We start from the raw sequence: 22,636 nt of genomic DNA, 5'->3' as shown, positions 1-22,636 counted from the left end.
AGGTTCCGGCGCGATCGCGCCTTGGAGTCCGCTCTACACTGACGCTCCGGCACCGCTGCGGTGGTGCCCGGACTGCGGCGTCGGACGACCTTTCCCGCTTCGAATTGACCCGTTGCGCTGTCGGGTCCCCCTTGTGTGCGGCAAAAGTGCTAGGCGGAGTTGCCCTTGAATTCGTGTGGCCTTGTCACCATCGTAGCGTCACGTGAGGGGTGATGCGGATGGTACGAGCGGTGCCGCCGCCACCCGGCCTTTTCATCCATGGGCCCTGTGGAGGTACCAAAATGTATGAGTCATTACTGCGCCTGCCGGTGGATTTCTTCTCCGAGTTCGACCGGATTCAACGGGAGCTGAACCAGGCATTCGGCGGTGCCGGTGCGCCGACGAGCATTCGCGCCCTGGGGCGGGGTGCGTTTCCCAGAGTTAACATCGGCACCAGTGCCAAGTCGGTGGAAGTCTACGCGTTACTGCCGGGCATCGATCCGACCAAGCTGGACGTGAGCGTCGATCGGGGGCTACTGACCATTGCCGGAGAGCGGCCGAGCGATTTACCGGCCGCCAGCGACAAAGTCAGCGTCTATGCCGACGAGCGCTTCGCAGGCAAGTTCAAGCGCACGGTCAGCTTGCCGGACGACGTCGATCCGGCCGCGATCGAGGCCAACTACCGCGACGGCGTGCTACGCGTATCCATTCCGCGTCGCGAAGCGGCCCAGCCGAAGCGTATCGAAGTGAAGTGAAAGGCGGAGGATCACACCCATGAGCGAGAAACAAGACGTGGCAAAAAGTGATGTTGCACAGCAGACGCAGGCGGTGCTGCCGCCGGTCGACATTGTCGAAGACGAAGCTGGTATCCGGTTGACGGCGGATTTGCCGGGCGTGCCCAAGGACCAACTGTCGGTGCGCACCGAAGGCCAGAGTCTGCTGATCGAGGGGCAGGTCGCAATCGACACGCCGGAGGGCATGGAACCTGTCTACGTCGAGACGCGGTCGCCGGTCTACCGGCGCACGTTCAACCTGAGCCGTGACCTCGATCCGACGAAGATCGATGCCGCCTTCCGCGACGGTGTGCTGACGCTGCGGATCCCGAAAGCCGAGCATGCTCAGCCTCGCAAGATCGCAGTCAGCGTCGTCTGACCCCCGCGCCCGGCCGGACGACGGCCGGGCCTTCCTCCCCGCGCCCGTCATGTCGGAGGCCCGAACCGCGCCGGTATTGCCGGGGAAGATCAGGGTATGTGTTCTGCGCGATAGCGGAAGACGGTCAGGGTGTCCGACCAGTATTCCGCTGGCAGACCGGCCTTCTGCTTCAGATGCCTTACGAAGCGGTGAGGCTCGGGCAGTGATTCCCAGACAGCCGGCAGGAAGGTTGCGCGGCGCGAGCCCTCTTGCAGTATCAGCCCGTCTTCCCCAGGGCGGAGCTGTCGCAGCAGATCGGACTCGGAAGCCGCTTCCACCGGTTCGGGGGGCGTCAACAGCGACAGATGAATTTCCAGATCGGCGAACTCATGCAGCGCGACCGGCGGAAAGCGGGGGTCGCGGAACGCGGCCGCATACGCATTTTCGGTCACGTCGGCGATGAGTGGACGACGCGCTTCCAGTGAGCCGATGCAGCCCCGAAGCGTGCCTTGTCGCTGCAGTGTCACGAAGCTGGCGCGGTGTTCCCGTAACTCCGGAGGGCACTCGTCCAGGGGCGCTGCCAGGGGTCTGCCGTGCCGAAGCCCAAAGTCGATCGATGCCCGCGCCAGGTCAAGCAAACTCTGCCGCACTAGCGGCGCCAGCGGTGCGTCGAACTCAGCCAAGGGCGTAGGCCCCGTAACCGACGACCCGGTCTTTCGATCCCGCAGTATCGCCTGAATTCCGCAGGTCGATCGTCTCGGCTCTGAGCCCGTGCCGGCTCGCGGCAAGCAGCAGCCCGCTGACCGGCAGGCGGCCGCAGGCATCCTCGAAGGCGATGTCCTGCGGTCGCAGCGACTCGATGGCCTGCGAGGTTGCCCGATCCATGCGTTGCGCCGTTGCATAGTCGTGGTAGTGACTCAGATCGGAGCTGATCACGATGAGTGTCTCGTCGCCGCCCCAGAGACGGTCGAGCACCATCGCGATCTCGTCCGGGTCGGCGTCGCCGACGACGAGGGGTATCAGCATGAACGTCTCCAGCGTCTCTTGCAGAAACGGCAGTTGCACCTCGAGGCTGTGTTCCAACGTGTGGGGTTCGTCCTGCACGTGCACGAATGCCAGATCATCGAGGGCATCGAGGCTTGCGCGATCCAGTTTGACTTCACCCAGCGGCGAGGCGAAGCCCAGCGTGCTGGGTATGGCGATGCCGCGGAACGCGACGCGGTGCGACGGTCCCATCAGTACGACCCGGCGAATGCGATCGCGCGCGCCGACAAGCCGCCGGTAGGCGCTCGCGGCGATCGGTCCGGAATAGATATAGCCGGCGTGGGGCGCGATGATGGCCTTGGGGATCGGTCCGACGGCGCCCGCGGCGTCGAGCAGGCGAGTCACGACAGCGTGCAACTCATGCCGATCGGACGGATAGAACAGCCCGGCGACGGCCGGGGGACGCTTGGTAGACATAACGACCTCCCTGATTCAGTCGTGCCCGTGGCAAGGCACTTGTGACCGCGGTCTCGACGTCATACTGTGGGCAATCGGGGTCACCGTCAACTGGCCATTTACTGCGAGGTGCCGCCATGGATACGCTTATCGATCCTAACGAAGGCTTCCCGACCCGCTTCTGGCACAAATTGAGCGACGGACGCGTGCAGTGCGACATCTGCCCGCGCCTGTGCAAGCTGCACGAGGGACAGCGCGGCCTGTGTTTCGTGCGCGGAAATGTGCACGACAGCGTGATGCTGCTCTCCTACGGACGCTCCAGCGGCTTCTGCATCGATCCGATCGAGAAGAAGCCCCTGAATCACTTTCTGCCCGGCACGCCGGTGTTCTCTTTCGGCACGGCGGGCTGCAATCTGGCCTGCAAGTTTTGTCAGAACTGGGACATCAGCAAGTCGCGTGAGATGGACTCCCTGATGGACCAGGCCAGCCCTGAGGCGATTGCCACAGCGGCCAAATCCTTCGGCTGTCGCAGCGTTGCCTACACCTACAATGATCCGGTCATCTTTCACGAGTATTGCATCGACACTGCGCAGGCCTGCCATGCGCTGGGCATCCTGTCCGTGGCTGTCTCCGCTGGCTATCAGTGCCCGGAGCCCCGCGCCGAATTCTACGCTCACATGGATGCGGTCAATATCGACCTGAAGTCGTTCTCGGAAGACTTCTACCGCCGGGTCTGCGGTGGTCATCTCGAACCCGTGCTCGAAACGCTGCGGTACGTCCGCCATGAAACCAGGGTCTGGCTGGAAATCACGACGCTGCTGATCCCGGGGGAGAACGATTCGGAGCAGGAGCTGGAAGCCCTGACCCAGTGGGTCGTCGAAAGCCTGGGCCCGGACGTCCCGCTGCATTTCTCGGCGTTCCACCCGGATTGGAAAATGCTCAACACGCCCCCGACATCCCGCTCGACGCTTTCCGAAGCGCGGCGCATCGCACTGAAGAACGGCCTGCGCTATGTCTACGTCGGCAACGTTCATGACAAGGCCGCCGACAGCACGTATTGCCACAAATGCGGCCAGTTGCTGATTGGCCGCGACTGGTATGAACTGTCGGAATGGAATCTGACCCCCAAGGGAACGTGCAGTGCGTGCGGGGAGCCGTGTGCCGGTGTGTTCGAGGCTTCCCCGGGCGATTGGGGCGCACGGCGGACTCCCGTCAGCTTGGCACACCGGACATGATGTCAGCCCCGCTCCCTGCAGGACCCGCCTTGCCGGCGCCGCAACGGCGGTAGGCTATGGCGCAGCCCTGCCCGTCACCAGTCCATGCGTGCAGGGTCTGGTGGCTGCCCGCGGTTATCGGGGTCCTGTTGACAGTGCTTCTGCTGTGGGGCTACGAGCGCAGCCTGCTGACGGGCGGTCGTATCGGTCAGGCGCGTGCGATGGTCGTTCTGACGTGCGCCAGCGCGTTGACAACAGTGCTGCTGACCCGCGCGGCCACACGCTCTGGAAGGCTTGTCGGAGTCGCGATGCTGCTCGCGTCAGGTATTCTGGTTCAGGTTCCGTGGCTCGCGCGAGCCTTCGGCTTTGCTCCTTTACCGTGGGACGAAGGCTTGCTTGCACTGTGCGGCGGGTCGCTGGCCGTAGCGGGACCGATAGGGCTCGCACGGGGATTCCGCTCCCTCGGGGCCTTCCGGCAAGGGCCGTCGGCTGATGTCCGGCCCCTCAATGGTGCTCTGGAGCCGGGGACGGAGGCCAACGGCAACATACCGGCCAGTTCCCTGACGCGCTACGCGTGGCTGTCGGTTCTAGCCGCGGTCGCTACGATGGCTCTCAAGACGGGCGCGTATCTGCTGACCGGGTCCGTCGCACTGTTATCCGATGCCGCCGAGTCCGTGGTGAACCTCGCCGGCGCGGGTTTCGCGGTCGTCGTCCTCACCGTCGCGGCGCGGCCTGCCGACGAGACGCACCCGTTCGGACACGGGCGGGCCGAGTATTTTTCGAGCGGCTTTACCGGTGCCCTGATTCTACTGGCGGCATTCGGGATCTTGTGGACCGCCATCGAACGTCTGCTCCAGCCCCGGGCGCTGGCGGCTCTCGACATCGGTCTGGCGATAGCGATCGTCGCAACCCTCATCAATTTCTTCGTTGCTCGCGTTCTACTCGGTGCCGGCCGCCGGCACGACTCGATCACGCTGGAGGCGGACGGCCAGCACCTGATGACGGATGTCTGGACAACCGGTGCGGTCCTGCTGGGCTTGGGTGGCGTCGTCCTGACCGATTGGCTGTGGCTGGACGCGACGATCGCCATGCTGGCCGCCTTGAATATCATCCGGTCTGGAGTGCAGTTGATCGTGCGGTCGCTTTCGGGCCTGGTCGGGCCGGCGATTCCGTCGGCAGAACGCGCTGCAGTCGAGAGAATTTTGGACACCTATCGCCGGCAGGGCGTTCGCTTCCATGATCTGAGGGCGCATAGTGCGGGTTCTCAGCGCCTGATCACGGTCCATGTGCTGGTTCCGGGCACCATGACCGTCCAGCAGGGCCATGATCTGGTGCAGATCATCGAAAATGACCTCCGCGCGGCACTACCGAATCTTCTGATCGTCACCCATCTTGAACCGCTCGACGATCCTGCTTCATTTGCACATGAGATCGTGTCGGCCGGCCGCGACCCGACAGGCAGGTCGTCCTGCGGCGGATGATGACCAGTGTCGCCGAGTTGCTTTATCCTTGAACCCCCGGTTGGCGTTCGGCACCGGATCGACGGTGATCCCACACGCGGGGCGTTGGCGCATTTCGTTTCGTGCTGTCGTTGACCCGGAGGGTTCCGCTGGAATGTCTTTTTGCCGACGGGCACGCGGTTCGACCCCATCCATACCCGCGTCGCTACCGGCCCGGCCCCGATTGCATTCCAGGGGGCAGGCAGGATACATCCGCGGTAGCGGCGGCCGGACCCTCTCTGGATGACCGTCACCGCCCCTTTATCCCCTGGCTCACTCAGGACTTCAGGTAGGAGACAGCAGCATGAAGCGAAGAGCGCGCATTGCGCTGGCCTTTCAGGGCGGAGGTTTCCCCGCCGGTGCCGTTGCTGCCGGGGCGGTCCGGCGTCTCGTCGAAGAAGGGGCCTTCGTCGACCACGATATCCACGCATTCTCGGGAACATCGGCCGGTGCCTTGGTCGCCGCGGCTTGCTGGGGGCATACGCTGAAGGGGAGTGTGGCCGAGTTGCCCGACATCCTCAAGCGGCAGTGGCTGCATTTTGCCTGGGGTATGGTCCCGAATGCCGGTGTCGCTCGCACCGAGCAACTGCTTGACAGCCTCGGGCGTCTGAACCCGCTTTACGACGCATACTCGGCCAACATCGTCCAACCCTTCCTCCGCTATCTGATGAAGGAGTGGGTCCTCGCCTACATCCCGGTGGAGGAACTGCGGTCGCTGCGTGATCGCGCCGAGCGCGTTCCGGGCCTGGCGCTGGGCGCGGCGGATGTGCTGACCGGGGATATCAAGGTTTTCACCGAAAGGGATTTTTCGCTCGAGGCCTTGCTCGCTTCAGGTTCGCTCGACGAGGTCAATGGCCTGACCCGGATCGAGGATGGCCCGAATCAGGGGGTCTACTGCGACGGTGCCTGGGGAACGAATCCGCCGCTGGTTCCGCTGCTCGACTATGGCGTGGACGAGATCTGGCTCGTCCAGCACTTTCCCAAGCGACGAGAGGCCATTCCGCAATCTCCGGCGGAACGCAAAGACCGCAAGGATGAGCTATGGCAGAACGCGCTGGTGGAGCACGAATTGCATTTCATCGGGAAGGTCAACGAGTGGCTGGCATCCGGGCAACTCAGAAACGATGCCGGCCGGTATCGGCCGGTTACCGTAAAGACGATGCCTATGCGGAAGGATCTGCCTTCGGGGTCGGCATTCGTCAATTCGCCATCCTTCATCGAGGAGATGATGGCCTACGGCCACGAGCACGCCGCCATCTTTCTGTGACGAGGGTAGTCACGGCAGGTCTTGCCAATTCGGGGCCCGATTCCGTGTCGTCGGGCGCATTCCCCAATTGCCCGGTGCCTCCTACGCCTGTCCGTCCTTAACGCGCGCCGAACAGCCCTCGCGGGGCGTCAGGCTTAACCGGGGTGTCGATCTCGCGTGCCGGGGGCCCGTCGGGCGGCGCTTTGCTGCGAGCGATGGGCAATGGCGCCCAGAGGGCCCGCGACTCATCGCCGGCCTCGGGTCAGGGCAAGTTGCCCATGTCGGGACGGCCGGTCAACCGTTTCCAACTGCCTTTTTGCCAAGTCAGCCATCCGCCGTAGGCGATGCCGGCCCACGCGATGTAGACGATCAGTGACGAGAACATCAGCACCAGAAAACTGAGGACGATCAGCGTGATTCCATCCCACGACTCGCGTTCACTGAGTCGGGCCTGAGTCCAATCCACCAGTGCGTGAAGCGTGGAGGTCAAGCCGTGAGCTTGCGGTTGTTGCATTCGAGATCCTCTGGCAAGTGGTCGAAGGCCGGCGCCCTGACACTGCGAAACGGCGCCGACGATTGGCGCAAGGTTAACATTTTTGGAGGAGGGTCAGCAGCGCCGGCTCGGTTTGGCTTCCGGGCGAAGTCACCGGCTGCGCGCTGTGGCCTTGGCAGTAACCACCGCCGGCCGCTGCGCGGCATTGCGGATCATGGTGCCGCGCGGGCCGTCCCGGTCGCCCAATACCGAGATCGCTCCCGTGTTGTTGATTGCTCCAACGGAAGAGCAGGTTCCCGCCGCAGGTTGATTGCTCGTCTCGCGATGGAGCTGCAAAACAGCCTTTCGAGTGTCAGCCGAATTTACAATTTCTGCCGCCGGTAACTTCGACCGGTAGTCTGAGCCAGGCGCCACGCGGGATCCAAGCGCTCGGAAGCGTCTGGCGTGATTTCTGCTTGATGTCAGGACGCAGGGAGCGACGCAATTCTCGGCTGTCTCTGCGCCCTATCCCATCATCGATAGTTTGGAGCTGCTTATGCCGGCAATATCCGTGATCATTCCCGCATTCAATGCGGAAGCCAGTCTTCCGCAGGCGCTGCACTCGCTGCAGCGCCAGAGCTTCCATGACTTCGAAGCGATCGTCGTCGATGACGGTTCCAGCGATGGTACGGCTGCGATTGCGGAGCGCATCGCGGCGAGCGATCAGCGTTTCACGGTACTGCGACAGCCGCGGAATCGAGGTGGGGCGGTCTGCATCAACAGTGCCCTCGATGTCGCGCGCGGTGATTGGATTACCGTGCTGGATGCGGACGACGCTTACGAGCCGAGGCGCTTGGAGACTTTGCTGAGGTCAGCGGAGAGGTGGGGTGCGGATCTGTTTGCCGACAACCTGCAACTGGTCGAAGACGGAACAGGTCGCTCCTTGGGGCTGTGCCTGGGCCCGGATCGCGTCCGCCGTGAGGGTCCGATCTCGTTCGAGGAGTTCCTGAAACTGGATGCGGTCGATCCCGGTGGCCGGCCCCGTATGGGGGTGGGATATTTGAAACCGCTGATTCGTCGCGATTTCCTGAATCAGTATGGCATTCGCTACCGCACTGATTTGACGAGCAACTACGACGGCATGTTCCATGCCGAGTGTCTGCTCTGGGGTGCGCGTTATGTCCTCAGTCCCCGCGCGCATTACCGCTATACCGTCGCTCGTCCGGGCTCGATCGGGGTGATGTCGAAGGGGGCACGCTCGGTAACGAATCGCCTGCAGCGGTGCCGTTTGTTGCTGGAACACGATCGAGTGGACCGCTTCAATGGGGCTGCGGGTCTGCTGCGACAGGAAATCAGAAACCTGCATCACGTCAAGGCATACGTGGAACTCGCCCTTGCCCTGCGCGGCCGCAACTATGGGGCGGCGCTGCGTTACGCCCTGACGCATTCGCGCGATCTTCCCTATGTGTTGAATCGGCTTGGCCACGCAGCGCTGCGCAAGCTTCGGAGCGAACAGCAGGGTACGGACCGTCTGTCGCCGCGGCGCATCGTGTCCATCTTTGCGCGCAACCTGATGGCTCCGCGCCTTCCGCGTGCCTATTCGAGAAATCACAGGCATCCGCGGCTGTTGGATTCTGAAGTTCCTCTGCGGCGCGGATAGGCCGCGAGGGGCTCGCAGCGACGGTTCGCTTTTTCCCCGCTGCAGAGACGTCCTAAAGGCTACGGCAGGGGTTCGTCGCAGCCTTCGGTTGAATTGAATTCGCGCCGCTCCAGGCCCGACGTCTCACTCCAGAGCCGCGATCGTGGTTGGCTCCGATCAATGGGTTCATTCAACCCCCCTTGAGGGCATGACCGCCAACTCGCATGCCTGGTCTGCTGGTGCCCAGGTACTTTTCGCTCCGACTGTCGCATCTCGGCTCTTTCCTCCCCATCAGGTCGCTGATCCTATTTGAGAAATCCCTTGTAACAGGTGCGTGCGGTGCCCCGTTGACAACACGATGCCCGCGGCGCATGCTCCAGCCTTCCATGGGTGGTGGGGCCCATCGGGTCATGGTCCGGCGACAGGGAATCGAGCGCCGCTCCTGAGGGACGTCGTCGAGCCGCCATAACGGCGGTAATGACGATAGCTAGTCCGGGGTTATCCGTCCCACCGCGCGGCTTCGCTTGACCCCAACTGCGAGGAGACCGCCATGACCAAGCGCGCCCTGTGCATCGGTATCAACGACTACCCCGGGACCGACAGCGACCTGTCCGGTTGCGTCAACGACTGCAATGACTGGGCTGCCGTGCTGGCGAACCGTGGGTTTGCGGTGGCCCAGTTGATCGACCGCCAGGCAACCAAGGCCAACATGGTGGCCGCAATCGGCGATCTGGTCGACAAGGCCGTCGCGGGCGACCGCATCGTGCTGACCTATTCCGGTCACGGTACCTGGGTGCCCGACGCGGACGGCGATGAGCCCGACGGTCGCGACGAAGCGCTCTGCCCGTGGGACATCGGCCAGGGCAAGGCGCTGCTGGACGATGAGTTGCGGGAGCTGTTCAGCAAGCGCGCGCGGGGTGTTCGGCTGCTGATGATCTCCGACAGCTGTCATTCCGGCAGCGTCACCAAGGGCGATGCCGCCGACCTCGATCCTGGTCTGCCCAGGGCGCGTTTCCTGCCGCCGGAAGCGTGGCTGAAAGGCGTCGCCTTGCCCGCTGAAACACCCAGGAAGCTGCTCGGCGGCATGTCGCGCACCACGGGCGATCTTCTTATGGCGGGCTGTCTCGATACCCAATACAGCTGGGATACGCGTTTCAACAACCGCCCGAACGGCGCCTTCACCTTCTATGCGCTGAAGACGCTGGCTCGCCTCGAACCTGAGGCAACTTACCGTGACTGGTTCAAGAAGATCACCCCGGCTTATCTGCCGACGAATCAGTTACCCCAGAACCCCCAGCTTTTCGGTTCCGCCGGAGCGCGCAAATGGCCGGTTTTTGCATGAAACGCTGATCGGCCCACGGCGTGTGGGCGTAGAGCCGGTGCAGACCCTTTGCGCTGCCAGTGACGGCACGCCCTGACACCTCCCCGGACCCGGGGCGGCTACCCGCCCTGGCAAGGTCCGAGCCCGCTTTGAGAAGGAGTTCCCATGACCCGTTCCGCCGCACCGCTCAAACTGCGTTTCCCCCTGTCCGCGCCGCCCGTCCACGATGGCGCCAACCTGCCCACCGTGCTGATGCGGCCCGCCAATCGCGGGGAAGGCGGCGACTTCTTGCAGTTGCTGCCTAACGTCACGGCTGTACGGAGCTGGCCGCTGGCGCCGGCGAGCCGCAGTGCCGACGCGCCCGAGCAGGCCGAGGCGGCGGCCGACAGCCGTCTCCTTGCGCTGGAAGCGTCCGACGGCACCACCGTTTTCCTGCGGGCCGACGCGCTGGCCGAGCGTCTCGCGCGCCTGCACCCGGAGGCCGTCGCTGTCGACGGCGCAGTCGACCTTGCGCGGTTGCGCGAGCGCTCGACCGCCACGCGCGGGACAGGTGACTGGCTCTGGCGGCAAGTGACCGAGTTGGCAATCGAACCCGATGCCATACTCGATGCCGCTCGCGATAAGGCCGAGGAGTGGCTGGGCGAGAAAATCGGCACTAAACACACTGACTGGGCGGTCGCCGGCGCGTCATGGGCCGGCGCCAAGGCCCTGATGTGGGCCGTCGAGAGCCGGTTGGCCGCGGAGCCGGGCTTGTACCGCTGGCGTAACGGCGAAGCCTTGTCCGCGGCCGATCGCATGGACCGCGACAAGCTGCGAGTCCTCGCCGGCGGGGGCACGCCCGCCCTGGTATTCATTCACGGCACGGGCTCCCACACGCTCGGGAGTTTCGGCGAACTCCCAGCCAGTGCAGCCTGGGCGGGGCTGCTGGAACACTTCGGCGAGCACATCTACGGATTCGAGCACCGAACCTTCTCCGAAAGTCCGATCGAGAACGCCTTGCAACTGCTGACCGAGTTGCCCGACGGAGCGAGGATCAGCGTCGTGACCCATTCGCGTGGTGGGCTCGTCGGTGACCTCCTGTGCGTGAACCCGGACGATACGAAGGCGCCGTTCGACGCCTTGATCGAACGATATCGTCGCCGGCCTCGGCAGGATGAGATTGCGGCCGAGGATGCCGATCCGCGTCTGAAAGCATGGCGCGAAGCCGCCGCGGAGCAGGAGCGTGACAAACTGCGTCAACTGCTGACCATGCTGCGGCAGCGCCGGCTGGTCATCGATCGCTACGTTCGGGTCGCCTGCCCGGCGCGCGGTACCGCGTTGTTGTCCGACAATCTCGATGTGTTCCTGTCGGGCCTGCTGACCCTGGTGCGCAAGTTTGGCGCCTGGTCCAGCGGTGCGGTGGCTGGTCTCGTCGCAACCCCGGCGGCCGGCGTCGCGGCCCGAGCCGCGGCCGATCGCTGGCTGCAGTGCCTGGCTCGTGTCGTACTCGAAATCGCCGAGAAGCGGCTTCAGCCCCAGGTGGTCCCCGGGATCGAGGCGATGCTGCCCGAGGCCCCGATGGGCATGTTTCTGGGGCTGGCTCCGTGCCGCACCCTGCCGATGGCGATCGTCGCGGGCGACATCGACGGCGGCGGATGGATAAAGCGGATCGGGCTGGCCTTCACTGACTGGATGTTTTTCGATCGGCTGGACAACGATCTGGTCGTGGACAGCGCGTCGATGTACGCCGGTATTGCGCCGCGAGCGGAAGCCCAGGCGATTTTCGTGCAGGGTACTGAGGTCAATCACTTCCGTTACTTTCGCGATGCGACTGCTACCGGGCGTCGCCCGCTGCCGGAAGCGATGGTGCGCTGGCTGGTCGAGGAACGGCCCGAGGAGCTGGCCGAGTGGCAACCCCTGTCCTTGGTATTGCCGGGAACGGCAAAGCCGGTATTCCGCGGCGGTCCCGTCGCGCTGCCGCCGAAGAATTCCCGCCCGGTGGTCGTCTATCTGCCGGGAATCATGGGCAGCAGTCTCTATGTGGCGCGGGGCGGGAAGAAGGATCACGTCTGGGTCGACCCGGACGATCTCGTGTTCGGCGGTCTGGAGAAAATTGCCGCTGGGAAGCCCGCCATCCCCGAAGGCGTGGTCGAGATGGCGTATGGCAAGCTCGAGGAACATCTTGCCGCCCGCGGCTACTACGTCGAGACCTGCGCCTACGACTGGCGCAAGCCAGTTACCGAACTCGGACGCGAATTCGCGGCGCGGTTGACGACCGTGCTGAGCGAGCACAAAACGCAGCCCATCCGCATTCTGGCCCATAGCATGGGGGGGCTGGTGGTCAGGGCCGCGCTAGCCAGCCGGCAGCTACGCGCGGACTTTTTCGGTCGCGAAGGTAACCGATTGATCATGATGGGTACGCCGAATCATGGTTCACACCTGATGGTGCAGACCCTGTTCGGCCTGTCCGGCACGATACGCACGCTGGCGCGCTTCGATCTCAAACATGACATGGACGAAGTCCTGGCCATCGTCAGCGGCTACGGCGGAGCGATTAACCTACTGCCGGCTCCGGATTTCGTCGACGCCGGCAGCTATGCCGGCAAGCGCTTCTATGACCGGGCCGAGTGGGAGCGACTCAAGGAGGTCAACGACGATTTCTGGTTCGGCCGGAATCTCTGCGGCGTTCCATCCGCGGCGGCACTGGCTGAAACGGCGAAGTTCTGGGACTCGCTCGCGGACACCGATTGGGTTCGCCACTATGGCGAACGGATCGCCTACGTCTTCGGCCTGGCCGATGCGACGCCCTGCGGACTGTCGGCGTTATGGACCCCCGACGGCCGCATGCGAGAGCTGTTGATCGCCGAAACGCCCTTCGGCGACGGCTCCGTGACATGGGCATCGGGTCGACTGCGCGGTTTGCCCGACGAGAACTACTGGTTAATGGAGGCCGACCATATGGGCCTGACCAGTACGCCCCGGTTTTTCGGTGAGATCGAGGCGTTGCTGGAAGGTCGGATGCCTCGATTGAAGCGCTTGCCGGTAACCCGCGGAGCCGGAGAGATCGTGGACGGCGCGGTGACCACGCGCCGTCCCGGTCCGCCCCCGGGGTGGCCCACGGCCACCGAGGTGCAGATGCGCCTGCTGGGCAGTCGGCCAGCGACGCTGAAGCCCCGCCGCGCGGAGCGAGTGCTGGAAGTGATGGTGCGCGGCATCGATCTGCGATTCGTCCAGATTCCGGTCATGTGCGGCCACTATCGCGGCGATCCGATCGCCGGCGCGGAAGGCGTGATCGACCGTCATCTGGTGGCTGGAGCGCTCAGCGAGCGTCATCGGCTTGGCATCCGTACCGGGGAACTCGGGACGGCAACCGTCGTGCTGATGCCGCGGACTGCCGCCCAGCGTCTGCGGCGCACTGGGCGTGGCGCCATCGTCGTCGGGTTGGGTGAGATGGGGCGACTGGCGGCGGACAATGTCACCGAGGCCGTGCGCAGCGGCGTGCTGAGCTACCTGTTGCACGCGTCGAACCGTTACAGCGAGGAGTGCGTCCAGCAGGATGGCGTCGTCGCCGACGGCGGGCCGCTGCCGCTGCGTCTGGCGAGCGTGCTGATCGGCACGAATTCTGCTTCGCAACTGGAGGTCGGCGAGGCCGTTCGGGCCATCGTGCTCGGGGTGCTGCATGCCAACCGCGACTTTGCGCTGAACGCGCCCGGGGGACGGAATGCCCGGGCCTATGTCGCGGGTCTGGAACTGGTGGAACTGTACCTAGACACGGCGATTGCAGCGGCCCGAGCGGTCAGCGAACTCGAAGCGACTTTGGGTCGCGAACTGGAACGGCTCGGCGCTCGGCTTGAGGTGGCCGCGGAACTGTCCCGCGGCGACGGATCGCGCCACCGTCTCGATGTGATGCCGTTTGCCGACTACTGGCCGCGTCTGACGGTGACCGACGCCGATCGCGACGAGCTGGGGTGCGGACCGGAGTGCTACACGCCGCGCTGGCGTAATCCGATTCCGCCGGATGCGATGCGCCGCCTGCTCGGGTTGTACGGGATTGGCGATCGGGGAGGACAGCCCGAACTGTCCGGTCTACCGTTCGGTCTCGACCAGGCACCGACCGTGTCGTTCGCCGAACGTCTGCGCTATGCCTATCTGGGTGAGCGAGCCCGCGCCGAGGTTATCGTGCAGCAACGCCAGCCCGGGCTGATCGAAAAGCTGGTCCGCGATGCATTGACCGGCCCGGCCAGCACCGTCTACGTCGCCCGCAGCGGGTTCGGTGCGACGCTGTTTCCGATGCTGGTGCCGCTCGAACTCAAGGCCTCTCTGCGGCGCGCGCCCAATCTGATCCTGATGGTCGACGAGGCGACCGCGAATCTGCCGTGGGAAATGCTGGAGGTGGACGGCACCCCGTGGGTGACCGAGACACAGGTCGTCAGGCAGTTTCTGACGGCCCGCTTCCGGCGCGAAGTGATTCGTGCCGAGAAACTGACCGCGTTGGTGATCTCCAACCCCAGTACCGAGGGCTACCATGCGCAGTTCGGCGGCCCCGGCTGGAAGCCGGAAATCGGCGTGGACGGTCAGCCCCTACCCGACCGACTGCCTGAACTGAAGGGGGCGGTCCGCGAAGGCGAGGTCATCGCCGGAGCGCTGGAGGCAGCCGGCTATGCGGTCGAAGCAGTACCGCCCGACTCCCGAGCGGCTGAGGTTTTCGCGAAGCTGTTGGCCGAACCCTATCGGGTGCTCGTCGTGGATGCCCATGGTGTGTTCGGAAAGCGGGCCGCGGATGGCACTTACCGCAGCGGCGTCGTGTTGTCGGACGGACTGCTGCTGTCCGCCGCCGAGATCGGTTTGATGGCAACGGTGCCGGATCTGGTGTTCCTGAACTGTTGCCATCTGGCACGGGCCGGGGTTGGCGAGGGTGGCAACCGGCTCGCGGCGGGTCTGGCCCGCGAACTGATCGAGATGGGCGTTCGCGGCGTAGTGGCTGCCGGTTGGGAAGTGCGGGACGATGCCGCGCGTACCTTTGCCGAGACCTTTTTTCAACAGATGGTGGGGCGCGGATTGTCCTTTGGTCGAGCCTTGTCTGAGGCTCGCCGGACTACATTCCAACTGCACGCCGATTGCAATACCTGGGGCGCCTATCAGGCGTATGGCGATCCGGAGTTCCGGCTCGCCACGGTCTCGACCGAGGCCTCGGACATGGACCGGCTGGTTACGCCCGAGCAATTGCTGGACTGGCTGGCGCAGCGCCGCGTCGAGGCGGGAGTAGGCGAAGGCAAGGGCACGGACTTCCGCAGCATCAAGCGGCGCGTGACGAATCGCTTGCGCAAGGTCCCGGAGCCCTGGAAAGCGCGTGCGGATGTGCTGGAAGCCTGCGCCCGGCTCTATGCGGAGTACCTGCCGGAGGGATCGGAGGCCGCACGGCTGGCTTTCCAGGCAGCACTGGCCGAAGACTCGTCGAAGGCGCCGGCGTCGATCTCGGCTATCGAACAGTTGATCAACCTCGAGGCGCGTGAAGGGGAATGGCGGAGCATGCCCGGTTCGAATCAGGATCTCGACGCAGCCCAGCGGCTCGCCCGCAGTGCCGTCAAGCGCATTACAGCCCTGGAGGATCTTACATCCGGCGCCGCGGTGCCCCTCAACGTCGAGCGGCAGTCTATCTTCGGCAGTGCGTACAAGCAGGCTGCCGCCGTCGCCTTGCGGGCGGGGCATGGCTGGGAAGCAATTGAAGCCAGCCTGAAAAACGCTCGGGAGGCCTATGCCCGTGGTGAAGGCGACCCGTCCGTGCCGGGTTGGAATCCCTACGCCTGCCTCAACCGCCTGCAACTCGATGCGGTGCTCGGTGCCCCTGCGGACGCTGCGTGTCGAGTCGCGCTGGCCCGGTGCGAGCGTGCGGCCCGGAGCCGTTTCGCCGCGACCTACGATTTCTTCGATGGCGTCATGGCGGCGGACACGGCAGTCACCGAGTGGTTGTTCGACCGGAAGCCGCCGCGCTCGGAGCGCGCGCAGGATGAGGATGCGGATCGATTGCTCGCCGTTTATCGGGGTGCGTTTAAGGATCTGTCGGCCTCGGGACGTCAGCTCGATTCGGTCGTAACGCAGCTTCAGCTTTTGGCTGAGTTCCTGGAGGCACGGGGCGAAAAGGTGGAAAAGGGCGATCGTGCGCGCAGTGCCGTGCTACGCCGTTTGGCCGCCCAACTCGGCGGAATGGCCGACCCCGGCCACGGGGCGTCAGCGGAGGCCGTGCCGGTCCCGGATCGCTCAGGGGAGGCAGCGAACGACGCACCGCCGGACGGCGAGGAGCCAGGGCGGTAAGCATCCGGGTACCGCCTTCCACCGTCGTCTTCCCTACGGTGCCGTACGCGAACCGGTAGCCTGGCTGCCTCGATCCTGTCGGACCGCGTTCATGGTCGGGCCGGCGATCGGTCGGGCAGGCCCAATTGCAACAGGGCGCGTGTCTGTTCCAGGATGCGCGACTTGACTTCGGTATCGAGTCGCTCCAGCCAGCGATGGGGTATGGCTGCGGCACCGTAGTGGGCCCCGGCCAGCATGCCCGCCAAGGCGCCCACGGTGCCGGCGGCCTGGCCGCGGTTCACGGCGCCCATGACGCACGATTCGAAAGAGTCCGTCGTGAAGACGAAGTGACAAACCGTTTGAAATGTTTCGACGACGTAGCCACCGGCGCGACCCGGATACGGGTCGAAGCGGAACGCGGGATGGGCTGCAACGAGCCGGCTCGCGATCGCTTGGCACGCAGCCAGGCCCTGGCCGTGAAGCAGTGCGAGGGCCATCAGGGCGACCGCCTGGGTCGCGGCGTCGGAATAGGGGTTGTTGTGCGTGATGTGGCTTTGCTGGAGCGTCTGCGCCATCAGCCTTGACTCGTCGTCCAGGTTCAGCAGGACCAATGGCAGATTGCGGACGCAGGCCGCGCTGCCGGCATCGCGCGCGTTCACCGGGCCGGTCACAGTGCCATGCAGCAGGTAGCGGGTGATGCCGCGGCGGCAGGCGCGGCCGACATCGACCGGGCGCGCCCGAAACCAGTCCACGAAGCCGTCGGCCACGGACTTCAGATCCCATCCGCCGTGTGCGATCAGGGCATGGGCCAGCGCCAGCGACATTTCGGTCGCATCCGTCACCTGACCCGGTTTCAGTTCCAGCCAACCGCCACCGATCATGCGGTCGTGAATGCCATGCCGCTCGCGGATTTCCTCCGGTGTCAGATACTCGACGGTTGCCCCTAGGGCGTCGCCGACGGCCAGGCCGAGGTAGGCGCCCAGCGCTCGACGTCGCAGGGGTAGATCAATTTCGGGCATCGGCTGCTCCGGGGTCGGGTGGGCGTGTGGGCCGGCCCTGCGGGCCAGATGTCTTTCTGTTCCGTCGGATGCGGCCGCACCGGGCTTCGGACCGTCGTCGCATCAGGTTCGGCGCGCGGGAGTCAAGCCGCGAACGGGGCCAGCAATCGCGCTTCGACCGCCGCGATCGTCGCGTCTGTGGATACGTGGTGAATCACCTGCCAGCCGCGTTGCGCGCCGGCCACCACGTTCTCGTGGAGGTCGTCGATATACAGAATCTCGCCTCCGCGGCAGCCGGTGGACCTCTCTGCGGCTTCGTAGATGGCCGGGTGCGGCTTCATCGCTCCGAGTTCGTAGGACAGGAAGTATCCGTCGAAATGGGCGAAGAACGGAAAGCGGGCTCGAATCTGCGTGACGGCCCAGTCGTTGGTGTTGGAAAAGATCCAGCTGCGAATCCCTGCCGCTCGAAGGCGGGAGTGCAGGGCGACCATGTCCGTGATCTCGGAAAAGATATCGCTGAACGCCAGGCGAAAGGTCTCGCTGTCGCTTCGATAGCCTATGCCCTGTTGAACCTCTTCGAAGAACCGGTCACTCGTAATGTGCCCGTGTTCGTACCGTCGCATGACATCCGTCGAGGCGATGAAGCGTGCGATTTCATCGGGTGTCGCGCGGGCATCCGCCGCGATGCGCTGCAAGGCGTCCTGCCAGTCGAAGTCGACGAGAACCTTGCCGAGGTCGAACAGAACGATCGTCGGTCGGATCATCGCTTACTGAATCTCCACTGACCTGATGGTTGTGACGTCCGCGTATTGTAGCGTGCGGGCGGCGTTTCCTTCCCGATGCTCGCACGCTGCAGTGGCTGGTGACTCGGCGACGCGTCGGCGGCGCGGGGAATTTTTTCGGCGCGGGGACTTGAAAAGCCGACCCGCGTGCATATATTGTTAGCAGCACTCGGTGGTGAGTGCTAATCACAGCTTTCACTACGGCACCGTCAATCAACTCAACCCTCAACTCAGGGAGTCATTATGAAGATTCGTCCTTTGCATGATCGCATCGTCGTCAAGCGCCTCGAGGAAGAGAAGACTACGCCGGGCGGGATCGTGATCCCGGACACCGCGAAGGAAAAGCCGATTCAGGGTGAAGTCATTGCGGTCGGCAACGGCAAGTTGCTCGACAGCGGCGAAAAGCGCGCCCTGGACGTCAAGGTCGGCGACAAGGTTCTGTTCGGCAAGTACTCCGGCACCGAAGTCAAGATCGACGGCATCGACTACCTGATGCTGCGCGAAGACGACGTCATGGGCGTCCTCGAAGCTTGATCTCGAAATTTGCTTGAACCCCGAACCAACGGAGGAAATGACTGATGGCAGCAAAAGAAGTCCGCTTTTCAGATGACGCGCGCCAGCGGATGCTGGCCGGTGTGAATGTCCTGGCCGACGCCGTGAAGCAGACACTCGGCCCCAAGGGTCGTAATGTCGTGCTCGAGAAGAGCTTCGGCGCCCCGGTCGTCACGAAGGACGGCGTCTCGGTTGCGAAGGAAATCGAACTGAAAGACAAGTTCGAGAACATGGGCGCGCAGATGGTCAAGGAAGTGGCGTCCAAGACGTCCGACGTCGCCGGTGACGGCACCACGACCGCGACCGTGCTGGCCCAGGCCATCGTTCGCGAGGGCTTGAAGTCGGTCGCAGCCGGCGCAAACCCGATGGACATCAAGCGCGGTATCGATCAAGCGGTCTCCGTGGTCGTCGAAGAATTGAAGAAGATGTCGAAGCCCTGCACCGACAGCAAGGCGATTGCCCAGGTCGGAACGATTTCGGCCAATTCCGACGACTCGATCGGCAAGATCATCGCCGACGCGATGGACAAAGTCGGCAAGGAAGGCGTCATCACGGTTGAAGAAGGCTCCGGTCTCGACAACGAACTGGATGTCGTTGAGGGTATGCAGTTCGACCGCGGCTACCTGTCGCCGTACTTCATCAACCAGCAGGAGACGATGAGCGCGGAACTTGAAGATCCGTTCATCCTGCTGCACGACAAGAAGGTTTCGAATATTCGTGACCTGCTGCCGGTGCTGGAAAAGGTTGCGAAGTCCGGCCGCTCGCTGCTGATCGTGGCCGAGGATGTCGAGGGTGAAGCCCTTGCCACGCTCGTCGTGAACAATATGCGCGGCATCATCAAGGTCTGTGCCGTCAAGGCGCCGGGCTTCGGTGACCGCCGCAAGGCCATGCTGGAAGACATCGCCGTGCTGACCGGCGGCCGCGTGATCTCCGAAGAACTGGGCCTGAGCCTCGAGAAGCTGGAACTGAGCGATCTCGGCAGTGCGAAGAAGGTCCAGATCAACAAGGAAAACACGACGATCGTCGATGGCGCCGGCAAGGTCGACGGCATCAAGGCGCGCGTCGAGCAGATCCGTCGTCAGATCGAAGAGACCAGCAGCGATTACGACCGCGAGAAGCTGCAGGAGCGCGTCGCCAAACTGGCGGGCGGTGTTGCAGTAATCAAGGTCGGTGCAGCCACCGAAGTTGAGATGAAGGAAAAGAAGGCCCGTGTCGAAGACGCGCTGCATGCGACCCGTGCTGCCGTCGAGGAAGGCATCGTGGCCGGCGGTGGTGTCGCGCTGATCCGCGCGCAGTCCGTGCTGAAGGATCTGCAGGGCAAGAACCACGACCAGACGGTCGGCGTCGCAATCCTGCGTCGTGCGGTCGAAGAGCCGCTGCGTCAGATCGTGTCGAACGCCGGCGATGAGCCCTCGGTCATCCTGGCCAAGGTCCAGGACGGTCAGGGCACGTTCGGCTACAACGCCGCATCGGGTGAGTATGGCGACATGATCGAGATGGGTATTCTCGATCCGACCAAGGTGACGCGTTCCGCACTGCAGAATGCCTCGTCGATCGCCGGCCTGATGCTGACGACCGAAGCCATGGTCGCGGAACTCCCGAAGAAGGAGAAGCCGATGCCTGGCGGTCCCGGCATGGATGACATGATGTAATCCATCCGTCCATCGGATCGGAAGCAGGAAAGGCTCCGCCGGCGACGGCGGGGCCTTTCTTTTTTCGGGCATCCCATCGACTCATGGTGCTGTGCGCATGCTGAGCTATCGACACGGCTTTCACGCCGGGAATGCGGCCGACGTGTTCAAGCACGTCGTGCTGGCCGAATTGATCGTTGCGCTGCAGCGCAAGGACGGCGCCTTCTGCTATCTGGACACGCACGCCGGCGCGGGTCGCTATGACCTGACCTCGGCCATGGCGCGAAAAAACGCGGAGTTCCGCCAGGGCATTGCTCGAGTCTGGGGAGCGGCCGACGCCCCACCGGCCGTCCGGCGCTATCTCGACGCCGTGCGGGCGATCAATGACGGCGATGAGTTGCGGCACTATCCCGGCTCGCCGCTACTCGTCCGGCAGTGGGCGCGGCCGGCGGATCGACTGGTGTTGTGTGAGCTGCATTCCACCGAGATCGACGTCCTGCGCGCTCAGTTCACCGGCGACCGGCAGGCTGGAGTCCATCATCTGGACGGCTATCAGGGACTGAAGGCTTTCCTCCCGCCGCGCGAGCGGCGGGGCCTGGTACTATGCGATCCCGCCTTCGAGTTGAAGGGAGAGCGGGAGCGGGTCGTCGACGCGATCCACGCAGCCTGGCTCCGCTGGCCGACCGGGCAGTACGCGATCTGGCATCCAATACAGGACCGGAAAGCCACGGAACGGTTCTACCGCGCTCTCCAAGTCTCGGGCATCCGCAAAGTGTTGCGCACGGAACTGTGCACGGCGGAGGCCGGAACCGACCGGAAACTCCTCGGCAGCGGTTTGCTGATCATCAACCCACCATGGCAGTTGGACGAGCAACTGGCTTCGATCCTGCCGTGGCTGTGGTCACTACTGAGCCCCGGACGGCACGGACAGTGGTTCGTCGACTGGCTATTACCCGAATAATAACAAGGCGGAAGCGATAGTCGAGCCGCTGGAAACGGCAAGAGTCCGTTTCCGTGTGGCAAGGGCTGAGTCCTCTTTCTTGACATTTTCGTGAATGCTATGCTCGGGCCGTAGGATTTCTACGGAGCCAGCCTCCCATGGCTGTGTAACCGGGAATCCCTCCCTAACGAAACCCACAGGAGGCTGTGCATATGGCATCCGATTGTCCTGCTGGAGCTTTGGTTACGGACGTCAACGTCCGTGAGCATTTCAGGGATTCGATACATTCGGCCTTGTTGAACCAGAAGGTGGACGCGGCAGAAGACACCGTTTTCTATGTCGTTAACCTGCTGGCTTACTACACCCATGCTGAAAACCTGTTCACCCGAACCCCTGACGGCGTCGATCTCAAGCCGCTAGCCCTGATTTACGCCGAGGCCGTTGCAGCGACATCGGCGGAGCAGCGTCAGATCGCTTTGAAGCGGCTCGGTGATGTCGCGCTGCTGATTTCCGGTCTGTTCTCTTCCAGCCTCAACCGGAAGGTCGTCGATGTCGATTACTACATCGCGATGGGCGGGAGTGCCTACGGTTTTCTGTGCGACATCAGTCGTGGAACGGTGCGCGGGCGGGCTTTATCCGGGATTTTCGGGGAGCTGTCCGACAAGTTCCCGAGCTTCGTCGACGTGCTGGCCGAAGTCGGCGAGAACTCGCGGCTGAGCTCCGACACCGACATCATGCGGCTATACGAGATCTGGATACGCACCGGAAGCCGGCGCGCGGCCGAGCGTCTGCGCAAAATGGGCATCGAGCCGGTCGCCGGCTCAAGCCCACGCTGCACCAACTGAACGGGGTCGGTGCCATGCGCTTGAATGTCCTGCAGCAAATGCTGGAAGGTCTGTACCACGTGGAGGTCGAGCACGCGGTCGAGGACTTCGTGATCACCGACCCCGACATCGCGCGCCGGCTCGATGAGAGCCTGACTCCGCGCGAGAACCGGGAGAAGCTACTGGTCTCGCAGGATGGTGACGAGGTGCGACTCGCATTGTATCTCGACAGCGGTATTCTCGGCTGTCTGGAGGAAGATTGTCCGCTCGACGAACTGCACCGCGACAACTTCGAGGACTTTCTGCTGGCACTGGAGGGCGTCAGCCATTTCCTCTACATGAGCTGGAATGCGAGCCGCGATCGCGGCGTGACCTTGCTCGAACTCGAACTGCAGGCCGAGGTCGACAAATACGTGATGGCGTCCTCACTGTTCTCGCGCCAGCGCAAGACCCGTTCGTCCGAGCGCGTCTGGCGTTGCCTGTTTGATTCACCGGTGTTCGATCAGGCCCTCGACGGCGAGTCCCGTACCCGCTACGCGGATGCCAGCCACTATGCGGGCCGGTTCTGTTTCAACCTGGAGAACAGTTACCTGAAACAGCGCCGCGAGGCCGAAATGGTGACTGAACTGCGAAAGTTCTATCGCCTGAGTCAGGCGGGGAAGATCAGCCACATCCATTCGGTGATGGCTTGACGCCGT

The 22,636-nt window shown here is 64.0% G+C and carries 18 protein-coding genes; 13 read left to right on the top strand and 5 right to left on the bottom strand.

All coding sequences use genetic code 11. The features are described from left to right. Positions 1 to 281 precede the first annotated feature (281 nt). Together ACW73L_RS04045 and ACW73L_RS04040 are read left to right on the top strand one after the other, a co-directional pair. On the top strand, positions 282 to 734 hold the full coding sequence (locus ACW73L_RS04045; RefSeq protein ID WP_498920126.1) for an Hsp20/alpha crystallin family protein: 453 nt from the start codon (positions 282 to 284) through the stop codon (positions 732 to 734). A 19-nt stretch (positions 735 to 753) separates the two neighbouring features. Beyond that, positions 754 to 1,131: an Hsp20/alpha crystallin family protein gene (locus ACW73L_RS04040; protein ID WP_129884460.1), complete on the top strand. Its 378-nt coding sequence runs from the start codon at positions 754 to 756 to the stop codon at positions 1,129 to 1,131. A gap of 89 nt (positions 1,132 to 1,220) precedes the next feature. Here ACW73L_RS04040 and amrA read toward each other — a convergent pair whose 3' ends face one another. Continuing rightward, positions 1,221 to 1,793 (bottom strand): AmmeMemoRadiSam system protein A, encoded by a 573-nt coding sequence (gene amrA / locus ACW73L_RS04035; protein WP_498920125.1) that lies wholly within the window; start codon positions 1,791 to 1,793, stop codon positions 1,221 to 1,223. Further along, a complete protein-coding gene (gene amrB / locus ACW73L_RS04030) occupies positions 1,786 to 2,571 on the bottom strand; it encodes an AmmeMemoRadiSam system protein B (protein WP_498920124.1) in 786 nt (261 codons plus the stop codon). Before amrB ends, amrA begins: the two co-directional genes overlap by 8 nt. Positions 2,572 to 2,687: 116 nt before the next feature. Between amrB and amrS the strand changes: the two genes are divergently transcribed. From amrS to ACW73L_RS04015, 3 genes are all read left to right on the top strand, one after another. Beyond that, positions 2,688 to 3,785: an AmmeMemoRadiSam system radical SAM enzyme gene (amrS, locus tag ACW73L_RS04025; RefSeq protein ID WP_498920123.1), complete on the top strand. Its 1,098-nt coding sequence runs from the start codon at positions 2,688 to 2,690 to the stop codon at positions 3,783 to 3,785. Positions 3,786 to 3,919: 134 nt separating this feature from the next. Next, the gene (locus ACW73L_RS04020) at positions 3,920 to 5,245 is read left to right on the top strand and encodes a cation diffusion facilitator family transporter (RefSeq protein ID WP_498920227.1); all 1,326 of its coding nucleotides are present in this window, start codon (positions 3,920 to 3,922) and stop codon (positions 5,243 to 5,245) included. A gap of 322 nt (positions 5,246 to 5,567) precedes the next feature. Continuing rightward, positions 5,568 to 6,530, top strand: coding sequence for a patatin-like phospholipase family protein (locus tag ACW73L_RS04015; RefSeq protein WP_498920122.1), 963 nt, complete (start codon positions 5,568 to 5,570; stop codon positions 6,528 to 6,530). A 241-nt stretch (positions 6,531 to 6,771) separates the two neighbouring features. On the opposite strand, the gene ACW73L_RS04010 is transcribed toward ACW73L_RS04015, so the two are convergent. Beyond that, positions 6,772 to 7,023, bottom strand: coding sequence for a hypothetical protein (locus ACW73L_RS04010; RefSeq protein ID WP_498920121.1), 252 nt, complete (start codon positions 7,021 to 7,023; stop codon positions 6,772 to 6,774). Between the two features lie 514 nt (positions 7,024 to 7,537). Between ACW73L_RS04010 and ACW73L_RS04005 the strand changes: the two genes are divergently transcribed. From ACW73L_RS04005 to ACW73L_RS03995, 3 genes are all read left to right on the top strand, one after another. Further along, positions 7,538 to 8,641, top strand: a complete 1,104-nt coding sequence (locus ACW73L_RS04005; protein WP_498920120.1) for a glycosyltransferase family 2 protein — start codon at positions 7,538 to 7,540, stop codon at positions 8,639 to 8,641. Positions 8,642 to 9,170: 529 nt separating this feature from the next. Then, a complete protein-coding gene (locus ACW73L_RS04000; RefSeq protein ID WP_498920119.1) occupies positions 9,171 to 9,962 on the top strand; it encodes a caspase family protein in 792 nt (263 codons plus the stop codon). 144 nt (positions 9,963 to 10,106) lie between these two features. Continuing rightward, positions 10,107 to 16,232, top strand: coding sequence for a DUF7379 domain-containing protein (locus ACW73L_RS03995; RefSeq protein WP_498920118.1), 6,126 nt, complete (start codon positions 10,107 to 10,109; stop codon positions 16,230 to 16,232). A gap of 89 nt (positions 16,233 to 16,321) precedes the next feature. On the opposite strand, the gene draG is transcribed toward ACW73L_RS03995, so the two are convergent. Together draG and ACW73L_RS03985 are read right to left on the bottom strand one after the other, a co-directional pair. After that, entirely contained in the window at positions 16,322 to 17,230 is a 909-nt protein-coding gene (gene draG, locus ACW73L_RS03990; protein ID WP_498920117.1) for an ADP-ribosyl-[dinitrogen reductase] hydrolase, read from the bottom strand. Between the two features lie 122 nt (positions 17,231 to 17,352). Next, the gene (locus tag ACW73L_RS03985; RefSeq protein WP_498920116.1) at positions 17,353 to 17,973 is read right to left on the bottom strand and encodes an HAD family hydrolase; all 621 of its coding nucleotides are present in this window, start codon (positions 17,971 to 17,973) and stop codon (positions 17,353 to 17,355) included. Between the two features lie 261 nt (positions 17,974 to 18,234). Here ACW73L_RS03985 and groES point away from each other — a divergent pair, with 261 nt between their 5' ends. The 5 genes from groES (at position 18,235) to ACW73L_RS03960 (ending at position 22,630) form a co-directional block, all read left to right on the top strand. Then, positions 18,235 to 18,525, top strand: a complete 291-nt coding sequence (gene groES / locus ACW73L_RS03980; RefSeq protein WP_129884447.1) for a co-chaperone GroES — start codon at positions 18,235 to 18,237, stop codon at positions 18,523 to 18,525. A gap of 44 nt (positions 18,526 to 18,569) precedes the next feature. After that, a complete protein-coding gene (gene groL, locus ACW73L_RS03975; RefSeq protein ID WP_498920115.1) occupies positions 18,570 to 20,195 on the top strand; it encodes a chaperonin GroEL in 1,626 nt (541 codons plus the stop codon). A 97-nt stretch (positions 20,196 to 20,292) separates the two neighbouring features. After that, positions 20,293 to 21,135 (top strand): 23S rRNA (adenine(2030)-N(6))-methyltransferase RlmJ, encoded by an 843-nt coding sequence (locus ACW73L_RS03970; RefSeq protein WP_498920114.1) that lies wholly within the window; start codon positions 20,293 to 20,295, stop codon positions 21,133 to 21,135. Positions 21,136 to 21,326: 191 nt separating this feature from the next. Then, on the top strand, positions 21,327 to 21,959 hold the full coding sequence (locus ACW73L_RS03965; RefSeq protein WP_498920113.1) for a hypothetical protein: 633 nt from the start codon (positions 21,327 to 21,329) through the stop codon (positions 21,957 to 21,959). A 14-nt stretch (positions 21,960 to 21,973) separates the two neighbouring features. Further along, positions 21,974 to 22,630 carry a hypothetical protein gene (locus tag ACW73L_RS03960; RefSeq protein ID WP_498920112.1) on the top strand — a complete coding sequence of 219 codons (657 nt, stop codon included), beginning with the start codon at positions 21,974 to 21,976 and terminating at the stop codon, positions 22,628 to 22,630. Positions 22,631 to 22,636 lie beyond the last annotated feature (6 nt).

The organism is Methylolobus aquaticus, assembly GCF_054172105.1.
Note: the sequence above shows the minus strand (reverse complement) of the source record. Positions and strands in the feature narration are given on the sequence as shown.

What these genes read in the sequence shown, in the direction of transcription:
- ACW73L_RS03995 (WP_498920118.1), top strand. Translation starts at nt 10,107, where the DNA reads ATGACCCGTTCCGCCGCACCGCTCAAACTGCGTTTCCCCCTGTCCGCG.
- ACW73L_RS03965 (WP_498920113.1), top strand. Translation starts at nt 21,327, where the DNA reads ATGGCATCCGATTGTCCTGCTGGAGCTTTGGTTACGGACGTCAACGTC.
- ACW73L_RS04040 (WP_129884460.1), top strand. Translation starts at nt 754, where the DNA reads ATGAGCGAGAAACAAGACGTGGCAAAAAGTGATGTTGCACAGCAGACG.
- ACW73L_RS03960 (WP_498920112.1), top strand. Translation starts at nt 21,974, where the DNA reads ATGCGCTTGAATGTCCTGCAGCAAATGCTGGAAGGTCTGTACCACGTG.
- groL (WP_498920115.1), top strand. Translation starts at nt 18,570, where the DNA reads ATGGCAGCAAAAGAAGTCCGCTTTTCAGATGACGCGCGCCAGCGGATG.
- ACW73L_RS04010 (WP_498920121.1), bottom strand. Translation starts at nt 7,023, where the DNA reads ATGCAACAACCGCAAGCTCACGGCTTGACCTCCACGCTTCACGCACTG.
- ACW73L_RS03970 (WP_498920114.1), top strand. Translation starts at nt 20,293, where the DNA reads ATGCTGAGCTATCGACACGGCTTTCACGCCGGGAATGCGGCCGACGTG.
- ACW73L_RS03985 (WP_498920116.1), bottom strand. Translation starts at nt 17,973, where the DNA reads ATGATCCGACCGACGATCGTTCTGTTCGACCTCGGCAAGGTTCTCGTC.
- draG (WP_498920117.1), bottom strand. Translation starts at nt 17,230, where the DNA reads ATGCCCGAAATTGATCTACCCCTGCGACGTCGAGCGCTGGGCGCCTAC.
- amrS (WP_498920123.1), top strand. Translation starts at nt 2,688, where the DNA reads ATGGATACGCTTATCGATCCTAACGAAGGCTTCCCGACCCGCTTCTGG.
- groES (WP_129884447.1), top strand. Translation starts at nt 18,235, where the DNA reads ATGAAGATTCGTCCTTTGCATGATCGCATCGTCGTCAAGCGCCTCGAG.
- ACW73L_RS04000 (WP_498920119.1), top strand. Translation starts at nt 9,171, where the DNA reads ATGACCAAGCGCGCCCTGTGCATCGGTATCAACGACTACCCCGGGACC.
- ACW73L_RS04005 (WP_498920120.1), top strand. Translation starts at nt 7,538, where the DNA reads ATGCCGGCAATATCCGTGATCATTCCCGCATTCAATGCGGAAGCCAGT.
- ACW73L_RS04015 (WP_498920122.1), top strand. Translation starts at nt 5,568, where the DNA reads ATGAAGCGAAGAGCGCGCATTGCGCTGGCCTTTCAGGGCGGAGGTTTC.
- ACW73L_RS04045 (WP_498920126.1), top strand. Translation starts at nt 282, where the DNA reads ATGTATGAGTCATTACTGCGCCTGCCGGTGGATTTCTTCTCCGAGTTC.
- amrB (WP_498920124.1), bottom strand. Translation starts at nt 2,571, where the DNA reads ATGTCTACCAAGCGTCCCCCGGCCGTCGCCGGGCTGTTCTATCCGTCC.